This is a genomic window from Bradyrhizobium sp. UFLA05-153, assembly GCF_054185185.1.
In genome coordinates this window covers 141,703-159,452 of sequence record NZ_JBBIAM010000006.1, presented here as the reverse complement: position 1 = coordinate 159,452, position 17,750 = coordinate 141,703, and the positions used below count along the sequence as shown (strand labels likewise).

Below are 17,750 nucleotides of genomic sequence, written 5' to 3'. Positions count from 1 at the left end.
GTCGAGAAGTAGGTCTGCTCGAAGCGGGCGTGATCGCCATAGACCGTGCGCATCATGCCCGGCCAGGAGCGGGTGAGGCAGAGATTGCCTGATGTCTCGCCGTCCAGCACCTTGCCGTCGGCATCGACGATCTCCGGCACCACGCCGAAGAACGGCAGCGTCGCCGAGCCTGGCTTCAGCCTGGTTGCGCCGGGCAGCGGCGTGATCAGGATGCCGCCGGTCTCGGTCTGCCACCAGGTGTCGACGATCGGGCAGCGGTCGTCGCCGATGACGCGGTGATACCACTCCCACGCTTCCGGATTGATCGGCTCGCCGACCGAGCCGAGCAGGCGCAGCGAGGCGCGCGAAGTCTTCTTCACCGGCTCGTCGCCGCCCTGCATCAGGGCGCGGATCGCGGTCGGCGCGGTGTAGAAGATGTTGACCTTGTGCTTGTCGATGACGTTCCAGAACCTGGAATTATCCGGGTAGTTCGGCACGCCTTCGAACATCAGCGTGGTCGCGCCGTTGCACAGCGGCCCGTACAGAATGTAGCTGTGGCCGGTGACCCAGCCGACGTCCGCGGTGCACCAGTAGACGTCACCGTCGTGATAGTCGAACACGTATTGGTGCGTCATCGCGGCATAGACGAGATAGCCGCCCGAGGTATGCAGCACGCCCTTCGGCGTGCCGGTCGAGCCCGAGGTGTAGAGGATGAACAGCGGATCCTCGGCATGCATGTGCTCGGCCGGGCAGTCCGTCGTCACCATCTTGGCCGCGTCGTGGTACCAGAGGTCACGCGACGGGGACATGTCGACCTTGCCGCCGGTGCGCTTGACGACGACGACCCAGTCGACGCCTTCGGTCTTGGCGAGCGCCGCATCGACATTGGCCTTCAGCGGCACCTTCCTGCCGCCGCGCAGGCCCTCATCGGCGGTGATGATCACCTTGGATTTGCAGTCGCTGATGCGCTGGGCGAGGCTGTCGGGCGAGAAGCCGGCGAACACCACCGAGTGGATCGCGCCGATCCGCGCGCAGGCCAGCATGGCGTAGGCGGCCTCGGGGATCATCGGCAGGTAGATGGTGACGCGGTCGCCCTTCTTGACGTTGCGGGTTCGCAGGATGTTGGCCATCCGGCAGACCTCGTCGTGCAGCTCCTTGTAGGTGATGTGCCGCGACTGCGAGGGATCGTCGCCCTCCCAGATGATCGCAGTCTGGTTGGCGCGCTTGGCGAGGTGCCGGTCGATGCAGTTCCAGGCGACGTTGAGGACGCCGTCCTCGAACCATTTGATGGAGACGTTGCCGGGTGCGAACGAGACGTTCTCGATTCTGGTCGGCGCCTTCATCCAGTCGACGCGCTTGGCCTGCTCGGTCCAAAAACCGTTCGGGTCCGAGATCGAGCGGGCGTACATGTCCTTGTACTTGGCCTGGTCGACCCAGGCGCGCTTCGCCCACTCTGCCGGCACGTCGTAGATCTTCTCGCCGGTCGATGCGCCCTGCTTGCTGCTATCCATTTCGCTCTCCCCAACCGGAAATCGTGTTGCTGAGCAGAAACTTCGTCACCACGTCGATCTGCTCGAACGCCATCAATGGCGGGACGTGTCCACAATCGTCAAACTGAAAGACGTTGGCCATCCGGTTGCGCTTGCGCATCTCGGCCGCGAGATCGAACGACAGCAGGTCCGAATGTTTGCCGCGTAGCACCAGCACGGGCACCTTGATGGCCTCCCAATAGTCCCAGAGGTTCAACGCCGCGAACCATGGCAATCGGAAGCCCTTCGCGATAGCGGGATCGCAGAGCAGCGCATAGCCCTGCCGGCCGTCATCCCAGCGAACGCTATGTTCGGTCAGGTGACGCCAATGCTCATCCGCGAGCTTGCCGTAAGGCGCCAGCACCGTTCGGAAATACGTCTCGGCCTCCTCGATCGTCTTGAACAGAGCCGGCATGTTGCCGATGTACTGGCCGATCCGTTGCAACCCGGTCGAAGACACGAAGGGGCCGATGTCGTTGATCACGAGCCGGCGTACCATGCTGCCGGAGAAGCCGGCCATGATCATGCCGATCAAGCCGCCAAGCGACGTGCCGACCCAATCCACCTCGGACACACCGAGACGCGCGATCAACGCGTTCATATCGGCACAGTATTGCGGCAGCGTATAGTGGTCGGGATTGCCGATCCAACCGCTGCGTCCGCGGCCCGGCAGGTCCGGACAGATCACGCGCCGACCGGCTGCGACCAGCCGCTCCGCAAGATGGTCGAAGTCCCGCCCCTGCCGCGTCAGCCCGTGGACGCAAATGATCGGCCGCTTGTCGTCGAGCGGGCCCCAATCGGTGTAGGCGAGCTGGTGGAAGCCGGATGGCGAGAGGCCTTGCACGACGTCCTCGCGATCAGGCTGAAGGTGCTTCAGCCTGTCCCCTCGAACCCTCAACGCCATCTCCTCCGATCCGTCAAACATCCTGCCTCTCCTGGCAAGCCACGACACGAACGCGTGCCGTGCACTGCCCCGCCAACCTGTAAGCAACATCTGCGCTTCGTCAGGACCTCCCTTTACGATTTCCAATTCTTGCGCATCTCTTCGAAATTGTCCGTCATGCGCTGTTTGATCAAGTTGAACACTTCGGCGTTGGACTTCGCCGTCATCTCGGCGAACTCACGAGCGCTGGTTAGAGCCGCCTCGAACGACTTGGCCGCCAACTCGCGCCCCTGCTCGCCGGAAAGCTTCATGTCACGCATCATCGAGGTCACGTGTTCCGATGCCGACCGAAGAATCTCCAGCTGATGGCGCGACACCTCGGCCGCTGTTTCGTTCGATAGCTGGGCAGCCTTGGAAAGGGCATCGATCGTGTTTCGCTGCTTTTCAATCAAGGCCGTAACATCGACATCGGGCAGTTTGAACGTCTGTGAGAGTTTCTCCATCTGCTCTTTCACGGCCTGGGCGATCTTGTCGGTGTCTGTCGTCATACATCCCTCCTTGAAGATTCTACCTGTTCGATGGATCGATCGATGCTTGAGAACGTGCAAAGCGCTGTGCCTCGGCCTGCGTCTCGAAGATATGCGGGGCGACGTGACGCTCAGCGAGCCCTTCGCCCAATTTCAGGCGCATGAAGGCGCTCGTGGTGTAGCGCGAGGCCGAGCTGTAATAGCGCTGCTCGAGATAGGCGATCATGGAGAAATAGGTGTCGCTGACGGTGGGCTCCAGATGGAAGCCGTCGTAGTTTGCGACCAGCGCCACCGGCTTGCCGACGGCGCGGCAGGCGTGCTCGACCTCGCGGCGGACCAGATCGACATCCTCGACGGTGCGGACGTCAAACCCCTCGAAATTGACGAACAGCGTGTTGCGCTCGGAATCGTAGCTGATGCGGTCGGCGAGACCCCGGCCGAGCAACATGTGGACGAGCCCCATCGGCCCCTCACGGAAGATCCTCGGGTCCATCGGGCGCACGTTGCGGACCAACGGCTTGAAATCCATCTGGCCGAGAATATCGCGGTCGATGTCGATGCCGGGCGCCACCTCGATCAGTTCGACGCCGACCGGCGTCCGCTGCAACACACAGCGCTCGGTGACGTAGAACACCGGCTGGCCGGTCTCGGCAGCATGATCGCCGCTGAAGGTGATCTGCTCGACCGCGGAAATGAACTTCTTCGCAGAACCTTCGCGCAAGATGTGCAGCGCGCCGTCCTCGACCGCGACCTTCAGGCCGCCGCTGGTGAAGGTGCCCGCGAACACCAGCTTCTTCGAGCTCTGCGAGATATTGATGAAGCCGCCAGCGCCGGCGAGGCGCTTGCCGAAGCGGCTGACATTGACGTTGCCGGCACCATCCACCTGCGCCATGCCGAGACAGGCCAGATCCAGCCCGCCGCCGTCATAGAAGTCGAACTGCTGGTTCTGGTGGATCACCGCGTCCGGATTGAGCGCGGTGCCGAAATTGAGCCCTCCCTGCGGCATGCCGCCGATGATGCCGGGCTCGGCGGTCAGCGTCAGGAATTTCAGCATGTGCTCTTCGGCAGCAACGGCGGCGACGCCCTCGGGCATACCGATACCGAGATTGACCACGCCGCCGGGTGGCAGCTCGAAGGCGCAGCGCCGGGCGATGATCTTGCGCTCGTCGAGCTCGAGCGGCTTGACGCGGTCCATCGGCACCCGCTGCCGGCCGGAGAAGGCGTGGCTGTAGGTCGCGCCGTAGGTCTGGACGTGATTGGTCGGGTCGGCGACGACGACGCAGTCGACCAGGATGCCGGGAATCTGCACCTCGCGCGGGTTGAGCGAGTTGCTCGCCGCGATGCGTTCGACCTGCACGATGACGAAGCCGCGCGAATTCTTCGCGGCCATCGCCATCGCGAGGTTGTCCAGCGTCAGCGCCTCGCGCTCCATGGTGATATTCCCGGCCGGATCGGCCGTGGTGCCGCGCAACAGCGCCACGTTGATCGGAAAGGATTTGTAGCGCAGCCACTCCTCGTCATTGATGCGCATCAGCTCGACGAGATCCTCGGTGGTGTTCTCGTTGAGCTTGCCGCCCTGCAGCCGCGGATCGACGAAGGTTCTCAGGCCGACCTTGGAGATCACGCCGGGACCGCGCGCGGCGATGTTGCGATAGAGATGGGAGATGCAGCCGAGCGGCAGATTGTAGGCCTCGATCCGGTTGGCCAGCGCGAGCTCGCCGAGCTTCGGCACCAGCGCCCAATGGCCGCCGACCACGCGCTTGAGAAGACCGTCATGAGCAAGACGATTGAGGCCGCGGTCGGCAGCATCACCGGGCGCGGCCGCAAACATCAGCGTCAGGTCCGACGGATGGCGGGTCTCGCGAAAGCGCTTCTCCAGCGCGATCAAGAGCTCGTCTGGCGTCCCAATGCCGACGAAGCCGGATGTGCAGACCGTATCGCGATCGCGGATGATGGCGACTGCCTCGTCGGCAGAGACGATCTTGTCCTTGGTCATCGCACTAGTCCCTCGCCGCCAGCCACTCCGAAATGCCCTTGCTCAGTGATCCCTGCGACTTGCTCGACACGAACAGGCCGACATGGCCGCCGGGCAGCTCGATCTCCGAGTAATCCTTCGTGCCGACATGCTCACCGAGCGCGCGCGAACAGGTGGGCGGGATGATGTGGTCGTTCAGCGCGAACACGTTGAGCACCGGCGCGGTGAGCTTCGAAAGATCGACGCGCCGTCCCGACAGGACGAACTCGCCCTTCACCAGCTTGTTGTCCTGATAGAGGTCCTTCAGCCACTGCTTGGCGGCCTCGCCCGGATGGGCGGGCCGGTCGGCAAGCCATTTCTCCATCCGCAAGAAGTTCATCAGCTTCGCTTCGTCGTCGACGACGTCGATCAGGTCGACATTGTACTTGGTCAGCGAGCGCATCGGCGTCATCAGGGAGAACACCGAGCTCATGAACTCGCCGGGCAGTCCGCCATAGGTATCGACGAGCTTGTCGATGTCCGATCTTTCGAGACTGCGGGTCCAGAGGTTGAGGAAGCCGTGATGGGTGTCTGGATCGTCGCGGTCGGCGTGGAAATCGATCGGCGTGATCGTCAGCACCAGGCCCTTGACCTTGTCCGGATGCAGCGCGGCATAGCAGGTCGTGAACACGCCGCCTTCGCAGATGCCGAGCAGCGTGATGCGGTCATGGCCGGTCTCGCGGCAAACCCGCTCCACCGCAGCGTGGATGTAGTCGTCGACGTAATCGTCAATCGTCAGCCAGCGCTCGGTACGGTTGGGCTGGCCCCAATCGACCAGCCAGAGATCCAGCCCCTGCGCCAGCAAGCTGCGCACCAGCGAGCGGTCCTCCTGCAGGTCCGCCATGGTGTAGCGGCCGATCAGGCCATAGGCCAGCAGCACCGGTGTCCTGACCTTCTGCTCGGTGATGGGCGCGTAGCGAAACAGCTCGACCTTGTCGCGGCGCATGATGAGCGTCTTCGGCGTCGCGCCGACATCGACGTCGTCGTCCCTGATGGTCGACAAGAGCTTACCGGCCTTGAGCATCTTGTCGGTCATTTCGGCGAACGGGCCGGTCCCGTTCGGCTGGTCGCTGCTCATGCGTCTCCCCGCGATCCCGCTTCACCTAAGCGCCGCTCCAGCGCCCGCACCTCACGCCTGAGCTCGGTGAGCTGGCGCGTCACCTCGTCGAAGTCGCGCTGGGTCGGGATGCCCAGGACGGCAGCGATGGTGTCGGCGATCTCGGATTGCCGCGCTCGGTATTCGGTCGCCGCCTGCAGCAGCTGCTTTTGTGCGACCAGAAACTCCTCGGTGCGCTGGTTGGCGATCAGTTCCTCATTGGCAAGCTCGTTCCAGGCCCCGAGATGCTCGCGCCAGCCGGCGTCCTTGGCCTTTCCATCCGGTTGCCTTGCGCTGAACTGCTGGGCCGCGCGCATCCACGGTTTTGCGGCCACCACCTGATAGGCCGCGAGCTTGCCTTGCAGGTCGCTCCAGGCCGCCGTCAGATGCGCGAGCTTGCGGTCGAAATCCAGCACGTCGGCAAGTCGCGGCCCTTTGGCCATCCGCTCGATGGCCTCAGCCAGGTCATTGCCGGCAGTCATGCCGAAGCCGCTCTCGGCGGCGCGCTTCACGATGAAGGGCAGCATCGAGTTCGACCAGGTCTCGCCGATCCCAGCGGTGGCGCCGGCCATCGCGCGCCAGGACTCCATCCATTGCGCGACGATCGGCCCAAACGGATTGGCCTGGCTCTCCTCAGCCATGGGACGCCTGCACGGAGCGGTTGCTGCCGTCGCCGTAGGCGGCGCTGTAGATCGCGTAGGCGTCGTCAAGCGTCAGCTCCCTGGGATTGTTGACCAGGAGGCGCGTCTGCTTCATCGCATCCTCGGCGAGCTTCTTCAGATCGTCGCGGCCGATCCCGACGTCGGCGAGCGACGCCGGCACCCGGCAGTCGCGACCGATCGAGGTCATCTCGTCGATGAAGGCCCGCGCCTTCTCCGCCTGGCTGCCGCGCAGGCCCGGCCTCACGATCTCGGCCAGCTCCGCATAGAGCGGCTCGGCCGCTGCCAGGTTGAACTCAAGCACATGCCGCAGCACGAGCGCATTCGACAAGCCATGCGGCACATGGAAGATCGCGCCGATCGGATAGGCGAGCGCGTGGACGGCCGCAACCGGCGCATTGGCAAAGGCCATGCCAGCGAGCATCGAGCCCAGCAGCATCTCCGAGCGGGCCTCGAGGTCTTTGCCATTCTCGCAGACGCGCCGGACATTCGCCGACAACAGCGCCAGCGCCTGGCGCGCGAGCTGGTCGGACATCGGGTTCTTCTTGACCTTGCTGGTATAGGCCTCGATCGCATGCACCATGGCGTCGATGCCGGTCGCAGCAGTCACGGGAGCCGGAAGGCCCAGCGTCAATTCGGGATCGAGGATCGCCCAGTCCGGAATCAGCACCGGCGAGACCACGCCCTTCTTCTCGGTGGTCGGCGTGGTGACGATGGCGATCGGCGTCACCTCGGAGCCGGTGCCGGCCGTGGTCGGCACCAGGAGCAGCGGCAGGCGCTTTCCCTTGGCAAGGCCGACGCCATAGATGTCATCGAGACGATCCGGCGTCTTGGCAAGATAGGCGACAAGCTTGGCCGTATCGAGCGCGCTGCCGCCGCCGATCGACAGCACGAGTTCGATCTTGTTGGTCTGACAGGCCGCGACCGCCGCTTCAACGACATGCGAGGGCGGGTCGGCGACGACGTCGTCGAAGACGCTGACCTCGATCCCGGCTTCGGCCAGCGAAGCTTCGGCGCCCCGGGTCAGGCCCGCGCCGCGAACGCCCTTGTCGGTCACCAGCATGACGCGCTTGGCGGCGTAGCTGGCCACCAGTTCGTCGATCTTCCGCGAGGCGCCCGGCTCGAACAGAATGTTCGACGGCGATTGAAAGGTGAATTTTCCGATCATGTTCCCTCTCCTCTTCTTCTCAATGGTGCCCGGCCTCACGCCCGCCGATGCAGCACCACCATCTTTTCCTGTGTCATGTCGCGCATGGTGTACGGGATGCCGCCGACGCCGTAGCCGGCGTCGCGCCGTCCGGCGAACGGCATCCAGTCGGTCCGAAACGTCGTGGGGTCGTTGATCATGACCGCCGACGCATCGAGCCGCTCGCTGGCGCGCAGCGCGACGTCGATGTCCTCGCTGAATACGCAAGCCTGGAACGGCACGCGCAGCGAATTCGCCTGCGCGATCGCCTGGTCCAGCTGCGCATAACGATAGACGCAGACCGCCGGACCGAACACCTCCTCACGCGACACCCTTGCGTCGGCCGGCGGCTCGAGCAGAACCGTCGGCTGCATCGTGGTGGCCGACAGACGCTCGCCGCCGATCACCCGCTGCGCGCCGGCCGCGACCGCCTCACCGATCCAGTCGGTAATGCGGTCGACCTCCTTGGGACTGATCAACGGCCCGACCTCGGTCTCCAGCAGGGTCGGATCGCCCGTGCGGAGCTTTGCAACGCGGGCGACCAGGCGCTCGGTAAAGGCGTTGAAGATGGCTTCGTGCACGAAGATGCGCTGGGTCGACACGCAGACCTGGCCGGCATGGTAGAAGCCGCCCTTGACCAAGGGCTCGATGATACGATCGAGATCGGCGCTGCGATCGACGATCGCGGGTGCGACGCCGCCATGCTCGAGCGCCGAACGGGTGCCGTGCGCGAGCTTGCTGTGCAGCCGCCAGCCGACACTGGCCGAGCCGATGAAGCTCAGGAAGCTGATGCGGGGATCGCAAGCCAGCTGCTCGGCGAGCGCCGAGCTGCGCGGGATGAAGGTCTGGCACCAGGCTTCCGGCAGGCCGGCCTCATGCAGTAGCGCGACGAAATCACGGCAGCTCAGCGGCGTCGCGCTCGCGGGCTTGGCGATGACGGGACAGCCGACCGCGATCGCCGGCGCCACCTGATGCACGATCAAATTGAGCGGATGGTTGAACGCGGAGATCGCGAACACGACGCCGATCGGCTCGCGCGTCGTGAAGGCCCAGCGCCGGCTGGAGGCCGCCGTCAGCCCCATCGGAATTTCGCGGCCGGCAAAGGTCCTGAGCTCGTCGGCGGCGCAATGCAGGCCGTCGATCGCGCGCGTCACCTCGATGATCGCATCCGTGAGCGGCTTGCCGCCTTCGCGCGCGATCTGGCGCGCGAAATGGTCCCGCCGTCCGTCCAGAAGACCGGCAGCCCGCCGCAGCACCGCGATGCGCGCATGCGTCGCCAACCAGCCGTCACGATCGCCGAGGACACGCAGCGCGGCCCCAAGCTTTGCTTCCATTGCATCGACATCGTCGACCGGGACCTCGGCGAACGGGGCCCGGTCGAACGCCTGCACTACCTGTAGCATCGTTCTCTCGTCAGGACGGCTCGACGCCGAGCTTGCGGTTGCGCAGCTCCTCGACCAGCACGCGCGTGTTTTCGGAATAGTCGATGGCAACATCGACGAGGTGGACGCCGCCGCCCTTGAAGGCCGCTTCCAGCGTCGGCAGCAGCGCGTCCACCGAGGTGACGCGCGAGCCCTTGGCGCCGTAGGACTCCGCATAACGGACGAAGTCCGGATTGCCGAAGGTGAGTCCGAAATCCGGGAAACTATCGACCGCCTGCTTCCAGCGGATCATGCCATAGGCGCCGTCATTGAGGATCAGCACCACCAGATTGAGCTTGAGCCGCACCGCGGTCTCCAGCTCCTGGCTGTTCATCATGAAGCCGCCGTCGCCGCAGATCGCCATCACGCGGCGGTCCGGATAGAGCATCGCCGCCATCATCGCCGACGGCAGGCCCGCGCCCATGGTGGCGAGCGCATTGTCGAGCAGCAGCGTGTTGGCGACGTAGGTCCGATAGTTGCGCGCGAACCAGATCTTGTACATGCCGTTGTCGAGCGCGACGATGCCGTTCTCGGGGATGACCTGGCGAATGTCGTGCACCAGCCGCTGCGGCGTCACCGGCCAGCGGCTCTCCGTGGCGCGGTCGGCGATGCGGCCGAGGATGCCCTCGCGCAGCGGCAGCAGCGCCTTGGCGTTCGGCAGCCGGCCTTCGAGCCGGTCGGCCAGCAGTTCGAGGCTCGGGCCGACGTCGCCGACGACCTCGGCATGCGGGAAATAGACCTGCTCCACGGTCGCCGGCGTGTAGCTGACATGGATCACCTGCGGTCCCTTCGGACCCATGATGAAGGGCGGCTTCTCCACGGTGTCGTGGCCGATGGCGATGATCAGGTCGGCCTGGTCGATAGCCTCATGCACATAGTCGCGTTCGGACAGCGCGGCCGTGCCCATGTAAAGGCTGGTGCCGCCGGGCACGGTGCCCTTGCCCATCTGGGTCGTGAAGAAGGGAATCCCGGTCCGCCGCACGAAGCCGGCGATGCCGAAGGTCGAACGTGGTCGACTGGCGGCCGCAGCAAGCATGATCAGCGGCTTCTTCGCCGCCAGGATCATCTCGGCGGCACGATCGAGGGCTGCGCGATGCGCCACCGGAATCTCGATCGGGTGGATCGGCACCATCGGCACCGGCTCGACCTCGTCGCCAGCGATATCCTCGGGCAGCTCGAGCAGGACCGGGCCCGGCCGCTCCTCCATCGCGACGCGGAAAGCATCGCGCACCAGCGTCGGAATGCTGGCGGGGCTGACGATCTGCCGGGACAGTTTTGTGAGCGGCTTCATCGACGCAATCACGTCGACGATCTGGAAGCGCGCCTGCCGGCTGCTCATGATCGCCTTCTGTCCCGTGATCATCACCATCGGCATCGCGCCGAGATGCGCATAGGCCGCGCCGGTCGAGAAGTTCAGCGCGCCCGGACCGAGGGTGGAGATACATACGCCGGGCCGGCCGGTGAGCCGGCCATGCGTCGCCGCCATGAACGCCGCCGCCTGCTCATGGCGGGTCAATATCAGCTGGATCTTCGAATTCCGGAGCGACTCGACGACGTCGAGATTTTCCTCCCCCGGCACGCCGAAGATCCGGTCGACGCCCTCATGTTCCAATGCTGCGACCAACAGGTCAGAGCCCTTCACCATCTTCCTCTCCTTGTTGCCGACCACAGCGGTGCACCACGTAACGCACCAGGCTTCTCTTCCATCGGCTTCAGTTTCTTGTTTCCTGCCGAACTATACGATGCGGGACGACGGTCCTGCCAATTGCAAGGTGGACTGCCATGAAGCTCGAAGGCCTTCCGTCTCAGATAGCGAGACTGCCGGGCCGGAATCCTCAGTTCGCCTGATGACCCGATCAGAAATGTGCTTGCCTGGCACACCAACGATCCGAACGGCCGCCTCATGCTCCCGTGCCGCGATCAATGGCTCAGAGCACATTCCATTCCCAGCCTTTGCAGAATCACGTTGCCAGGCGCTTGATCACCGCGCCCGCGAAATCCGCTGTCGAGACCTTGCCGCCGAGATCAGCAGTGCGAACATTGTCGACCTGCAGGGTCTGCTCGATCGCCGTCCGCAACCGCGTTGCCAGATCGTCCTTGCCGACGCGCTTGAGCATCAACCCGGCCGCGAGCAGCAGCGCCAGCGGATTGGCAATCCCCTTGCCGGCGATGTCGGGCGCCGAGCCGTGCACCGCCTCGAAGATAGCCGCCTTCTCGCCGATATTGGCGCCCGGCGCCATGCCGAGGCCGCCGACGAGGCCGGACATCTGGTCGGACAGGATGTCGCCGAACAGATTGGTTGTCACGATGACGTCGAACTGCCACGGGTTCATCACGAGCTGCATGGCGCAGGCATCGACGATGCGATCGTCCATCGCGATCCGCCCCTCATACTCCTTGGCGATCTCGCGACCAGCCTGCAGGAACAGCCCGGTCAGCGCCTTCAATACGTTCGCCTTGTGCACCACGGTAACCTTCTTGCGGCCGTGGGCGATGGCATATTCGAATGCGAAGCGGACGATGCGCCGCGCTTCCGCGTGCGTGTTGACGCCCGAGGAGATCGCGACCGCGTGCGGATCGTCACCGACGGCGATGAAGTGCTCGAACGCCACATAGAGGCCTTCGATATTCTCACGGATCAGGACGAGGTCGATGTCCTCGTAGCGACCGCCGGGCACCATGGTCTTCACAGGACGCAGATTGGCGTACAGCCCGAACTCTTCGCGCAGGCGGACGTTGACCGAACGGAAGCCGCCACCGACCGGCGTCGTCAACGGCCCCTTCAATGCAAGCTTGGTGCGGCGGATGCTGTCGACCAGAGCTCCCGGCAGCGGATCGCCTGCGCTCTCGATCCCGGCCATGCCGCCCTGCTGCACATCCCATTCGAACGGCGAACCCAGCGCATCGAGAATGCGCGTCACCGCTGCCGTGATCTCGGGACCGATCCCGTCACCGGGTATCAACGTCGCCGGAATTCTGCCTGACATCTTGTTTCCCCTGTCTTAGTCGTGCCTTGAGAGATCGGCGACGTCACGCCGCAAGCTGGCGCAGCACATAGGGCAGAATGCCGCCGTGCTTGTAGTAGTTGAGCTCGTCGAGCGTATCGATGCGGCAGGTCAGCGGGACCTGCTTCACCGTGCCGTCCGCCATCGTGATGTTGATGGTGATGCGCTGGCCCGGTGTGATGTCGGTGAGTCCGTTGATCGAGACCTGCTCGCCGCCGGTCAGGCCGAGGCTCTTCCATGACGTGCCTTCATCAAAGACGAACGGCAGGATGCCCATGCCCACCAGGTTGGAGCGATGGATGCGCTCGAAGCTCTGCGCGATCACGGCGCGGACGCCAAGCAGCTTGGTGCCCTTCGCTGCCCAGTCGCGCGAGGAGCCATTGCCATATTCGACACCGGCGAACACGACCAGCGGGACCTTTTCACGCTCGTAGCGCATCGCCGCATCGAAGATCGACATCCGCTCGCCGGAGGGCTGATGCACGGCCCAGCCGCCTTCCGGCGTGGCGCCCCCCTCACCCTGCACCGCAAAGTTCTTGATCCGGATGTTGGCGAAGGTGCCGCGCACCATCACCTCGTGGTTGCCGCGCCGCGTACCGTATTGATTGAAGTCCTCCTGCCGGACCTGGCGACCGCGCAGGAATTCTCCTGCCGGCGACGAGGCCTTGATCGAGCCCGCCGGCGAGATGTGGTCGGTGGTGATCTTGTCGCCGAACAGGCCGAGGATGCGCGCACCGACGATGTCGCCGGTCGGCGCGGGCTTCATGGTGATACCCTCGAAATAGGGCGGGTTCTGCACATAGGTCGACGACATGTTCCAGCGATACGTCAGGCCCGTCGCGACCTTGACCGCCTTCCAGTTGGCGTCGCCCTCGAACACGTCGGCATATTTGGTCTCGAACATCGCACGCGTGACATTGTCGCGGATGAACTTCTCGATCTCGGCATTCGACGGCCAGATGTCCTCGAGGTAAACGGGCACGCCGTCCGGGCTCTTGCCCAGGGGCTCATTGACGAGATCGACCTGGAGGGAGCCTGCGAGCGCGTAGGCCACCACGAGCGGCGGCGAGGCCAGATAGTTCGCCTGCACGTCAGGCGAGATTCGGCCTTCGAAATTGCGGTTTCCCGACAGCACCGCGGCGCCGACCACGCCATTGTCGTTGATCGATTTGGAAATCTCTTCCGGCAGCGGCCCGGAATTGCCGATACAGGTCGTGCAGCCGAAGCCCACGAGATAGAAGCCGAGCGCGTCCAGGTCCGCCTGCAGCCCGGACTTCGCAAGATATTCCGCCACCACCTGCGAGCCCGGCGCAAGCGAGGTCTTGACCCAGGGCTTCACGGTGAGGCCCTTGCGCATCGCATTGCGCGCCAAGAGCCCGGCGCCGATCAGCACCGACGGGTTCGAGGTATTGGTGCAGGAGGTGATCGCCGCGATGACGACATGGCCGTGGCCGAGCTTGAAATCCTTGCCTTCGACGGCGAACTGCTTTTCGGCTTGGCCCAGCTTGCCATACTCGCCCTCGAGCGCGGTGAGGAAGTTCGCCTTGGCGACGGACAGGCCAAGCCGGCCCTCGGGCCGCTTCGGTCCGGCGAGCGAGGGCACGACGTCATCGAGCGTGAGCTCCAGCGTATCGGTAAAGATCGGATCCGGCATGCCCTTCGTCCGAAACAGGCCCTGCGCCTTGGCATAGGCTTCCACGAGCGCGATGCGATCGCTGGAGCGGCCGGAAAGATTGAGATAGTTCAGCGTCTCCTGGTCGACCGGGAAGAAGCCGCAGGTCGCGCCATATTCCGGCGCCATGTTGCTGATGGTGGCGCGGTCGGCCAGCGTCATGTGGTCGAGGCCGGGGCCGTAGAACTCCACGAACTTACCGACCACGCCCTTCTTGCGCAGCATCTGGGTGACGGTGAGCACGAGATCGGTTGCCAGCACACCCTCGCGCAGCTTGCCTGACAGCTTGAAGCCTATTACCTGCGGCACCAGCATCGACAGCGGCTGGCCGAGCATCGCGGCCTCGGCCTCGATGCCGCCGACACCCCAGCCGAGCACGGCAAGGCCATTGGCCATGGTGGTGTGGCTATCGGTGCCGACCAGCGTGTCCGGGTAGGCGAAGGTCTTGCCGTCGCGCTCGGAGGTCCAGACCGTCTGAGCCAGATATTCGAGATTGACCTGGTGGCAGATGCCAGTACCTGGGGGCACTACGCGGAAATTGGCAAACGCACCCTGCCCCCATTTCAGGAAATTGTAGCGCTCGCCGTTCTGCTCGTATTCGCGGGCGACATTGTCGTGAAGGGCTTGTGAATTGCCGAAATGATCGACCACGACGGAATGGTCGATCACGAGATCGACCGGCACCAACGGATTGATCCGCGCCGGGTCGCCGCCGAGCTTCGCCATGCCATCGCGCATCGCCGCGAGGTCGACCACGGCAGGCACGCCCGTGAAATCCTGCATCAGCACGCGGGCAGGACGGAAGCCGATCTCGGCCCCGGCTGATCCGCGATCGTCGGTCCAGCGCGCCAGCGCCTCGATGTTGGCGCGCGTCACCGACCGGCCGTCCTCGAACCGCAGCAGGTTCTCCAGCAGCACTTTCAGCGAGAACGGCAGGCGGGAGATGCCGGCAAGGCCGTTCTTCTCGGCGTCGGGCAGCGAGACGTAAGTGTAGGTCTGCCCGCCGACGGTCAACGTCTTGCGGCATTTGAAGCTGTCGAGACTGCTCATGGGCAAACAATCCTCTCACGCGGATGGTTTTGGGCGAGCATCGTCTTGGTCTCCGGATGCATCACTTGAGATAGCCCATGATGATCAGCACCAAGGTGACGGTGACCGCGCCGCCGATGCGGGTCGCGATCTGCGCGAACGGCATCAACTGCATGCGGTTGGCGGCGGTGAGGATCGCGACGTCTCCTGTGCCGCCCTGGCCGCTGTGGCAGGCATTCACGATCGCAGTTTCGATCGGGTACATGTTCATGAACTTGCCGACCGCGAAGCCGGTCGCCATGATCGTGACCACCGTCGACATGATGGTGATGATGTTGGCGAAATGAAATGCCGCGACCAGCTTGTCCCAGGGCGTCAGCGCGACGCCGATCGCGAACAGCAAGGGATAGGTCATGTTGGTGCGGACGAATTCGTAGACCACCATGCCGCCCTGCTGCAGCTCCGGCGACACGGCGCGGCTGAGCTTGGCGAGCACCGCCAGGAACAGCATCGCCACCGGCGCCGGCAATCCGAACAGGTGATGGCAGAGCACGCCGAGGAGATAGAGCGTGATCGCGGTCAGTCCGGCGGCTGCGATCGTGCTGACGCCGACATGGCCGACGCCCTGCTCCTTGCCGCCTTCCTCGTGCACGGCATGGACGTCGAAGTCATCCTCGCCATGCGGCTGCAACCGGCCCTCGCCGGTGAGATGCGGATATTTCTTGCCGACGAAATTGAGCGCGCCGGACAGCAGGATAGCGGTCAGGCTGCCCAGCATCACCGGTGGCAGCACCTGCGCGAACACCTCGCCCTGCGGCACGCCGGTCAACGCGGCATATCCGATCGATAGTGGAATGGCGCCCTCGCCGACGCCGCCCGCCATGATCGGCACCACGACGTAGAAAAAGGTGTGTTTTGCACCGAGCCCCAACGCCGTCCCGACGAGGGTGCCGACGATCGCGGCCGCAATCGAGCCTATAACGAGCGGCACGAAGATCTTCAGGAAGCCGCGGATCAGCACCTCGCGGTCCATCGCAAAAATGCTGCCGACGATGATCGAGGCGATGAAGAGATAGAGAAAGTTGGTCGACTTGGTGAAGTCGATGATGGATTTTTCGACCTGCGCCGGGATCACATGGTAGAACGCCAGCGCGGAGGGAATGAAGGTCGCGAAGATCGCGCCGGCCCCGATGCTGCGCAGCACCGGCAACCGCTTGCCGATCTCCGCACAGGTGAAGCCGCCGAGCACGAGCACGGCGATCATGGTCGGTCCGTCCGACTTGATCTCGCCGGTATAGACCAGCGCCCCGATGAGAATGATGAGCAGAAGATAGATCGGGATCGGGATGATTCCAATCCGGACGTCCGTCAGCCGCCACCAACCTTCCGGCCAGAATCGGCGTCCGGCATTCGCCGAGTTCCGATCTTCCGACCCTGTGATACTCCCACGATGCGGGACGATACCGTCCGCGTCCTGCGCTGACATGCTCGTATTCCTCCCAATGTTTTTTATGTTCGCAAGGAGTAGACGTCGGCCCGCGCTCCACAATCGTGGGCGCGGCGCGAATGTCTTCCGTGTCTTCTTGTTGGGCGCAGGATACGCCGCCGAACCTGTCAGCAACCTGTCACGCCGACAGGGCCGCGGGCTCAATGCTCGCGCAGCGCGTCTTTCCAGTCCCTGAGGAAGCGCCGACGCTTTGCCTGGTCCAGGTACGTCAGCAGGTCGATGCTCAACGCTATCGGCCGAAGAGCTTTTTCGGCACCCACGAATCCCGGAATCGCCGGCTTCATGTCGTCACGAACCGATCCAAGGGAATGTCGAGCCAGCAAGGTCTGTCCGGTGCGAGACAGCAGGAAGTCGACAAAGCGCCTGGCCAATTCCGGCTGCTCGGCAGACCGCGGGATGAGCGCAATTCGCGACAGCAGCAGCGTGTAGTCGCCCGGAAATATGACGCCAAGGTCCGGTTCGTGCTTGGCGCGCTCCAGCGCGTATGAGCCGAGAACGTTATAGGCCAGAACGAGATCGCCGGTGCTCACCCGATCGATCATCGCTGCAGACGAGGTGTAGAGTTTGACCCCCGACTGCCCCATTGCTGCGACCAGCTTCCATGTGTCGGCGGTGACGCGCACATCCTGACTCAAGAACAGGAGGCCCGTGCCGCTGAGCTCGGGATCGTAGGTCGCGATCTTCCCGTGGAATACCGCCGGATGATTCGTCAGCACGCGCAACAGTTCGGCGCGGTCCTTCGGCACCAGGCTGCCTCGAAGCAATCGCTTGTTGAAGACGATCACCACCGGCTCGGCCGTAATGCCGTAGGCACGATCCTTCCACCGGGCCCAATCGGGGATGCCCTCGAGCTCCGTCGAGCGATATTCGGATGCGTACCCATCATTGGCGAGCTTGATCTGGAGATCCATGGCCGAGCTCCAGGCGACATCGACCGCGGCAGCCTGCCCAAAGGGCTTCGCGATCTCGTCGTACAGCTCGGTGGACGAGATCTTGGAGTACTGAACGCGAACTTCGGGATTGAGCTTCATGAACTCGGCAACCAGCTCGGTCGCCTCTGCGATATCCGTGGTCGCCTTGACCACCAGACGAGTTCGCGTGTCGCCGGCGCCAGCCTTTCCGTCCGAGTCGGCATTCTCGGCGAAAGCTGCGGCGCACAACAGGAAGCACACCGCAGACGCGCAGAGGCCGACAAGCAGACGGTCGAGCGGCGACGCGTGTTGGCGGGTTCTCATGGATAGTG

13 protein-coding genes are annotated in these 17,750 nt (G+C 64.2%); all 13 read right to left on the bottom strand.

The features are described from left to right. Window positions 1-1,490 (bottom strand): acetate--CoA ligase (acs, locus tag Q2941_RS06545; RefSeq protein WP_458191974.1); only part of this gene is annotated, 1,490 nt, incomplete at its 3' end. After that, window positions 1,483-2,433 carry an alpha/beta fold hydrolase gene (locus tag Q2941_RS06540; RefSeq protein WP_458191973.1) on the bottom strand — a complete coding sequence of 317 codons (951 nt, stop codon included), beginning with the start codon at window positions 2,431-2,433 and terminating at the stop codon, window positions 1,483-1,485. The genes Q2941_RS06540 and acs, both read right to left, overlap by 8 nt. A gap of 92 nt (window positions 2,434-2,525) precedes the next feature. Then, window positions 2,526-2,939: a TIGR01841 family phasin gene (phaP, locus tag Q2941_RS06535; protein WP_458191972.1), complete on the bottom strand. Its 414-nt coding sequence runs from the start codon at window positions 2,937-2,939 to the stop codon at window positions 2,526-2,528. Window positions 2,940-2,958: 19 nt separating this feature from the next. Then, window positions 2,959-4,914 carry an acyl CoA:acetate/3-ketoacid CoA transferase gene (locus Q2941_RS06530; protein ID WP_458191971.1) on the bottom strand — a complete coding sequence of 652 codons (1,956 nt, stop codon included), beginning with the start codon at window positions 4,912-4,914 and terminating at the stop codon, window positions 2,959-2,961. Between the two features lie 4 nt (window positions 4,915-4,918). Continuing rightward, on the bottom strand, window positions 4,919-6,010 hold the full coding sequence (phaC, locus tag Q2941_RS06525; RefSeq protein WP_254111007.1) for a class III poly(R)-hydroxyalkanoic acid synthase subunit PhaC: 1,092 nt from the start codon (window positions 6,008-6,010) through the stop codon (window positions 4,919-4,921). Continuing rightward, on the bottom strand, window positions 6,007-6,669 hold the full coding sequence (locus Q2941_RS06520) for a poly(R)-hydroxyalkanoic acid synthase subunit PhaE (protein ID WP_027523224.1): 663 nt from the start codon (window positions 6,667-6,669) through the stop codon (window positions 6,007-6,009). Before Q2941_RS06520 ends, phaC begins: the two co-directional genes overlap by 4 nt. Continuing rightward, the gene (locus Q2941_RS06515) at window positions 6,662-7,852 is read right to left on the bottom strand and encodes an iron-containing alcohol dehydrogenase (RefSeq protein ID WP_458191976.1); all 1,191 of its coding nucleotides are present in this window, start codon (window positions 7,850-7,852) and stop codon (window positions 6,662-6,664) included. Before Q2941_RS06515 ends, Q2941_RS06520 begins: the two co-directional genes overlap by 8 nt. A 38-nt stretch (window positions 7,853-7,890) precedes the next feature. Then, on the bottom strand, window positions 7,891-9,276 hold the full coding sequence (locus Q2941_RS06510) for an aldehyde dehydrogenase family protein (RefSeq protein WP_458191970.1): 1,386 nt from the start codon (window positions 9,274-9,276) through the stop codon (window positions 7,891-7,893). Between the two features lie 10 nt (window positions 9,277-9,286). Next, window positions 9,287-10,939, bottom strand: a complete 1,653-nt coding sequence (locus tag Q2941_RS06505) for an acetolactate synthase large subunit (RefSeq protein WP_458191969.1) — start codon at window positions 10,937-10,939, stop codon at window positions 9,287-9,289. 316 nt (window positions 10,940-11,255) lie between these two features. Next, a complete protein-coding gene (locus Q2941_RS06500) occupies window positions 11,256-12,281 on the bottom strand; it encodes an isocitrate/isopropylmalate dehydrogenase family protein (RefSeq protein ID WP_458191968.1) in 1,026 nt (341 codons plus the stop codon). 43 nt (window positions 12,282-12,324) lie between these two features. After that, window positions 12,325-15,021, bottom strand: a complete 2,697-nt coding sequence (gene acnA / locus Q2941_RS06495; protein WP_458191967.1) for an aconitate hydratase AcnA — start codon at window positions 15,019-15,021, stop codon at window positions 12,325-12,327. Between the two features lie 61 nt (window positions 15,022-15,082). Next, a complete protein-coding gene (locus tag Q2941_RS06490; protein WP_084801449.1) occupies window positions 15,083-16,486 on the bottom strand; it encodes a 2-hydroxycarboxylate transporter family protein in 1,404 nt (467 codons plus the stop codon). A gap of 161 nt (window positions 16,487-16,647) precedes the next feature. Further along, on the bottom strand, window positions 16,648-17,742 hold the full coding sequence (locus Q2941_RS06485; RefSeq protein ID WP_027523217.1) for an ABC transporter substrate-binding protein: 1,095 nt from the start codon (window positions 17,740-17,742) through the stop codon (window positions 16,648-16,650). Window positions 17,743-17,750: the final 8 nt, after the last annotated feature.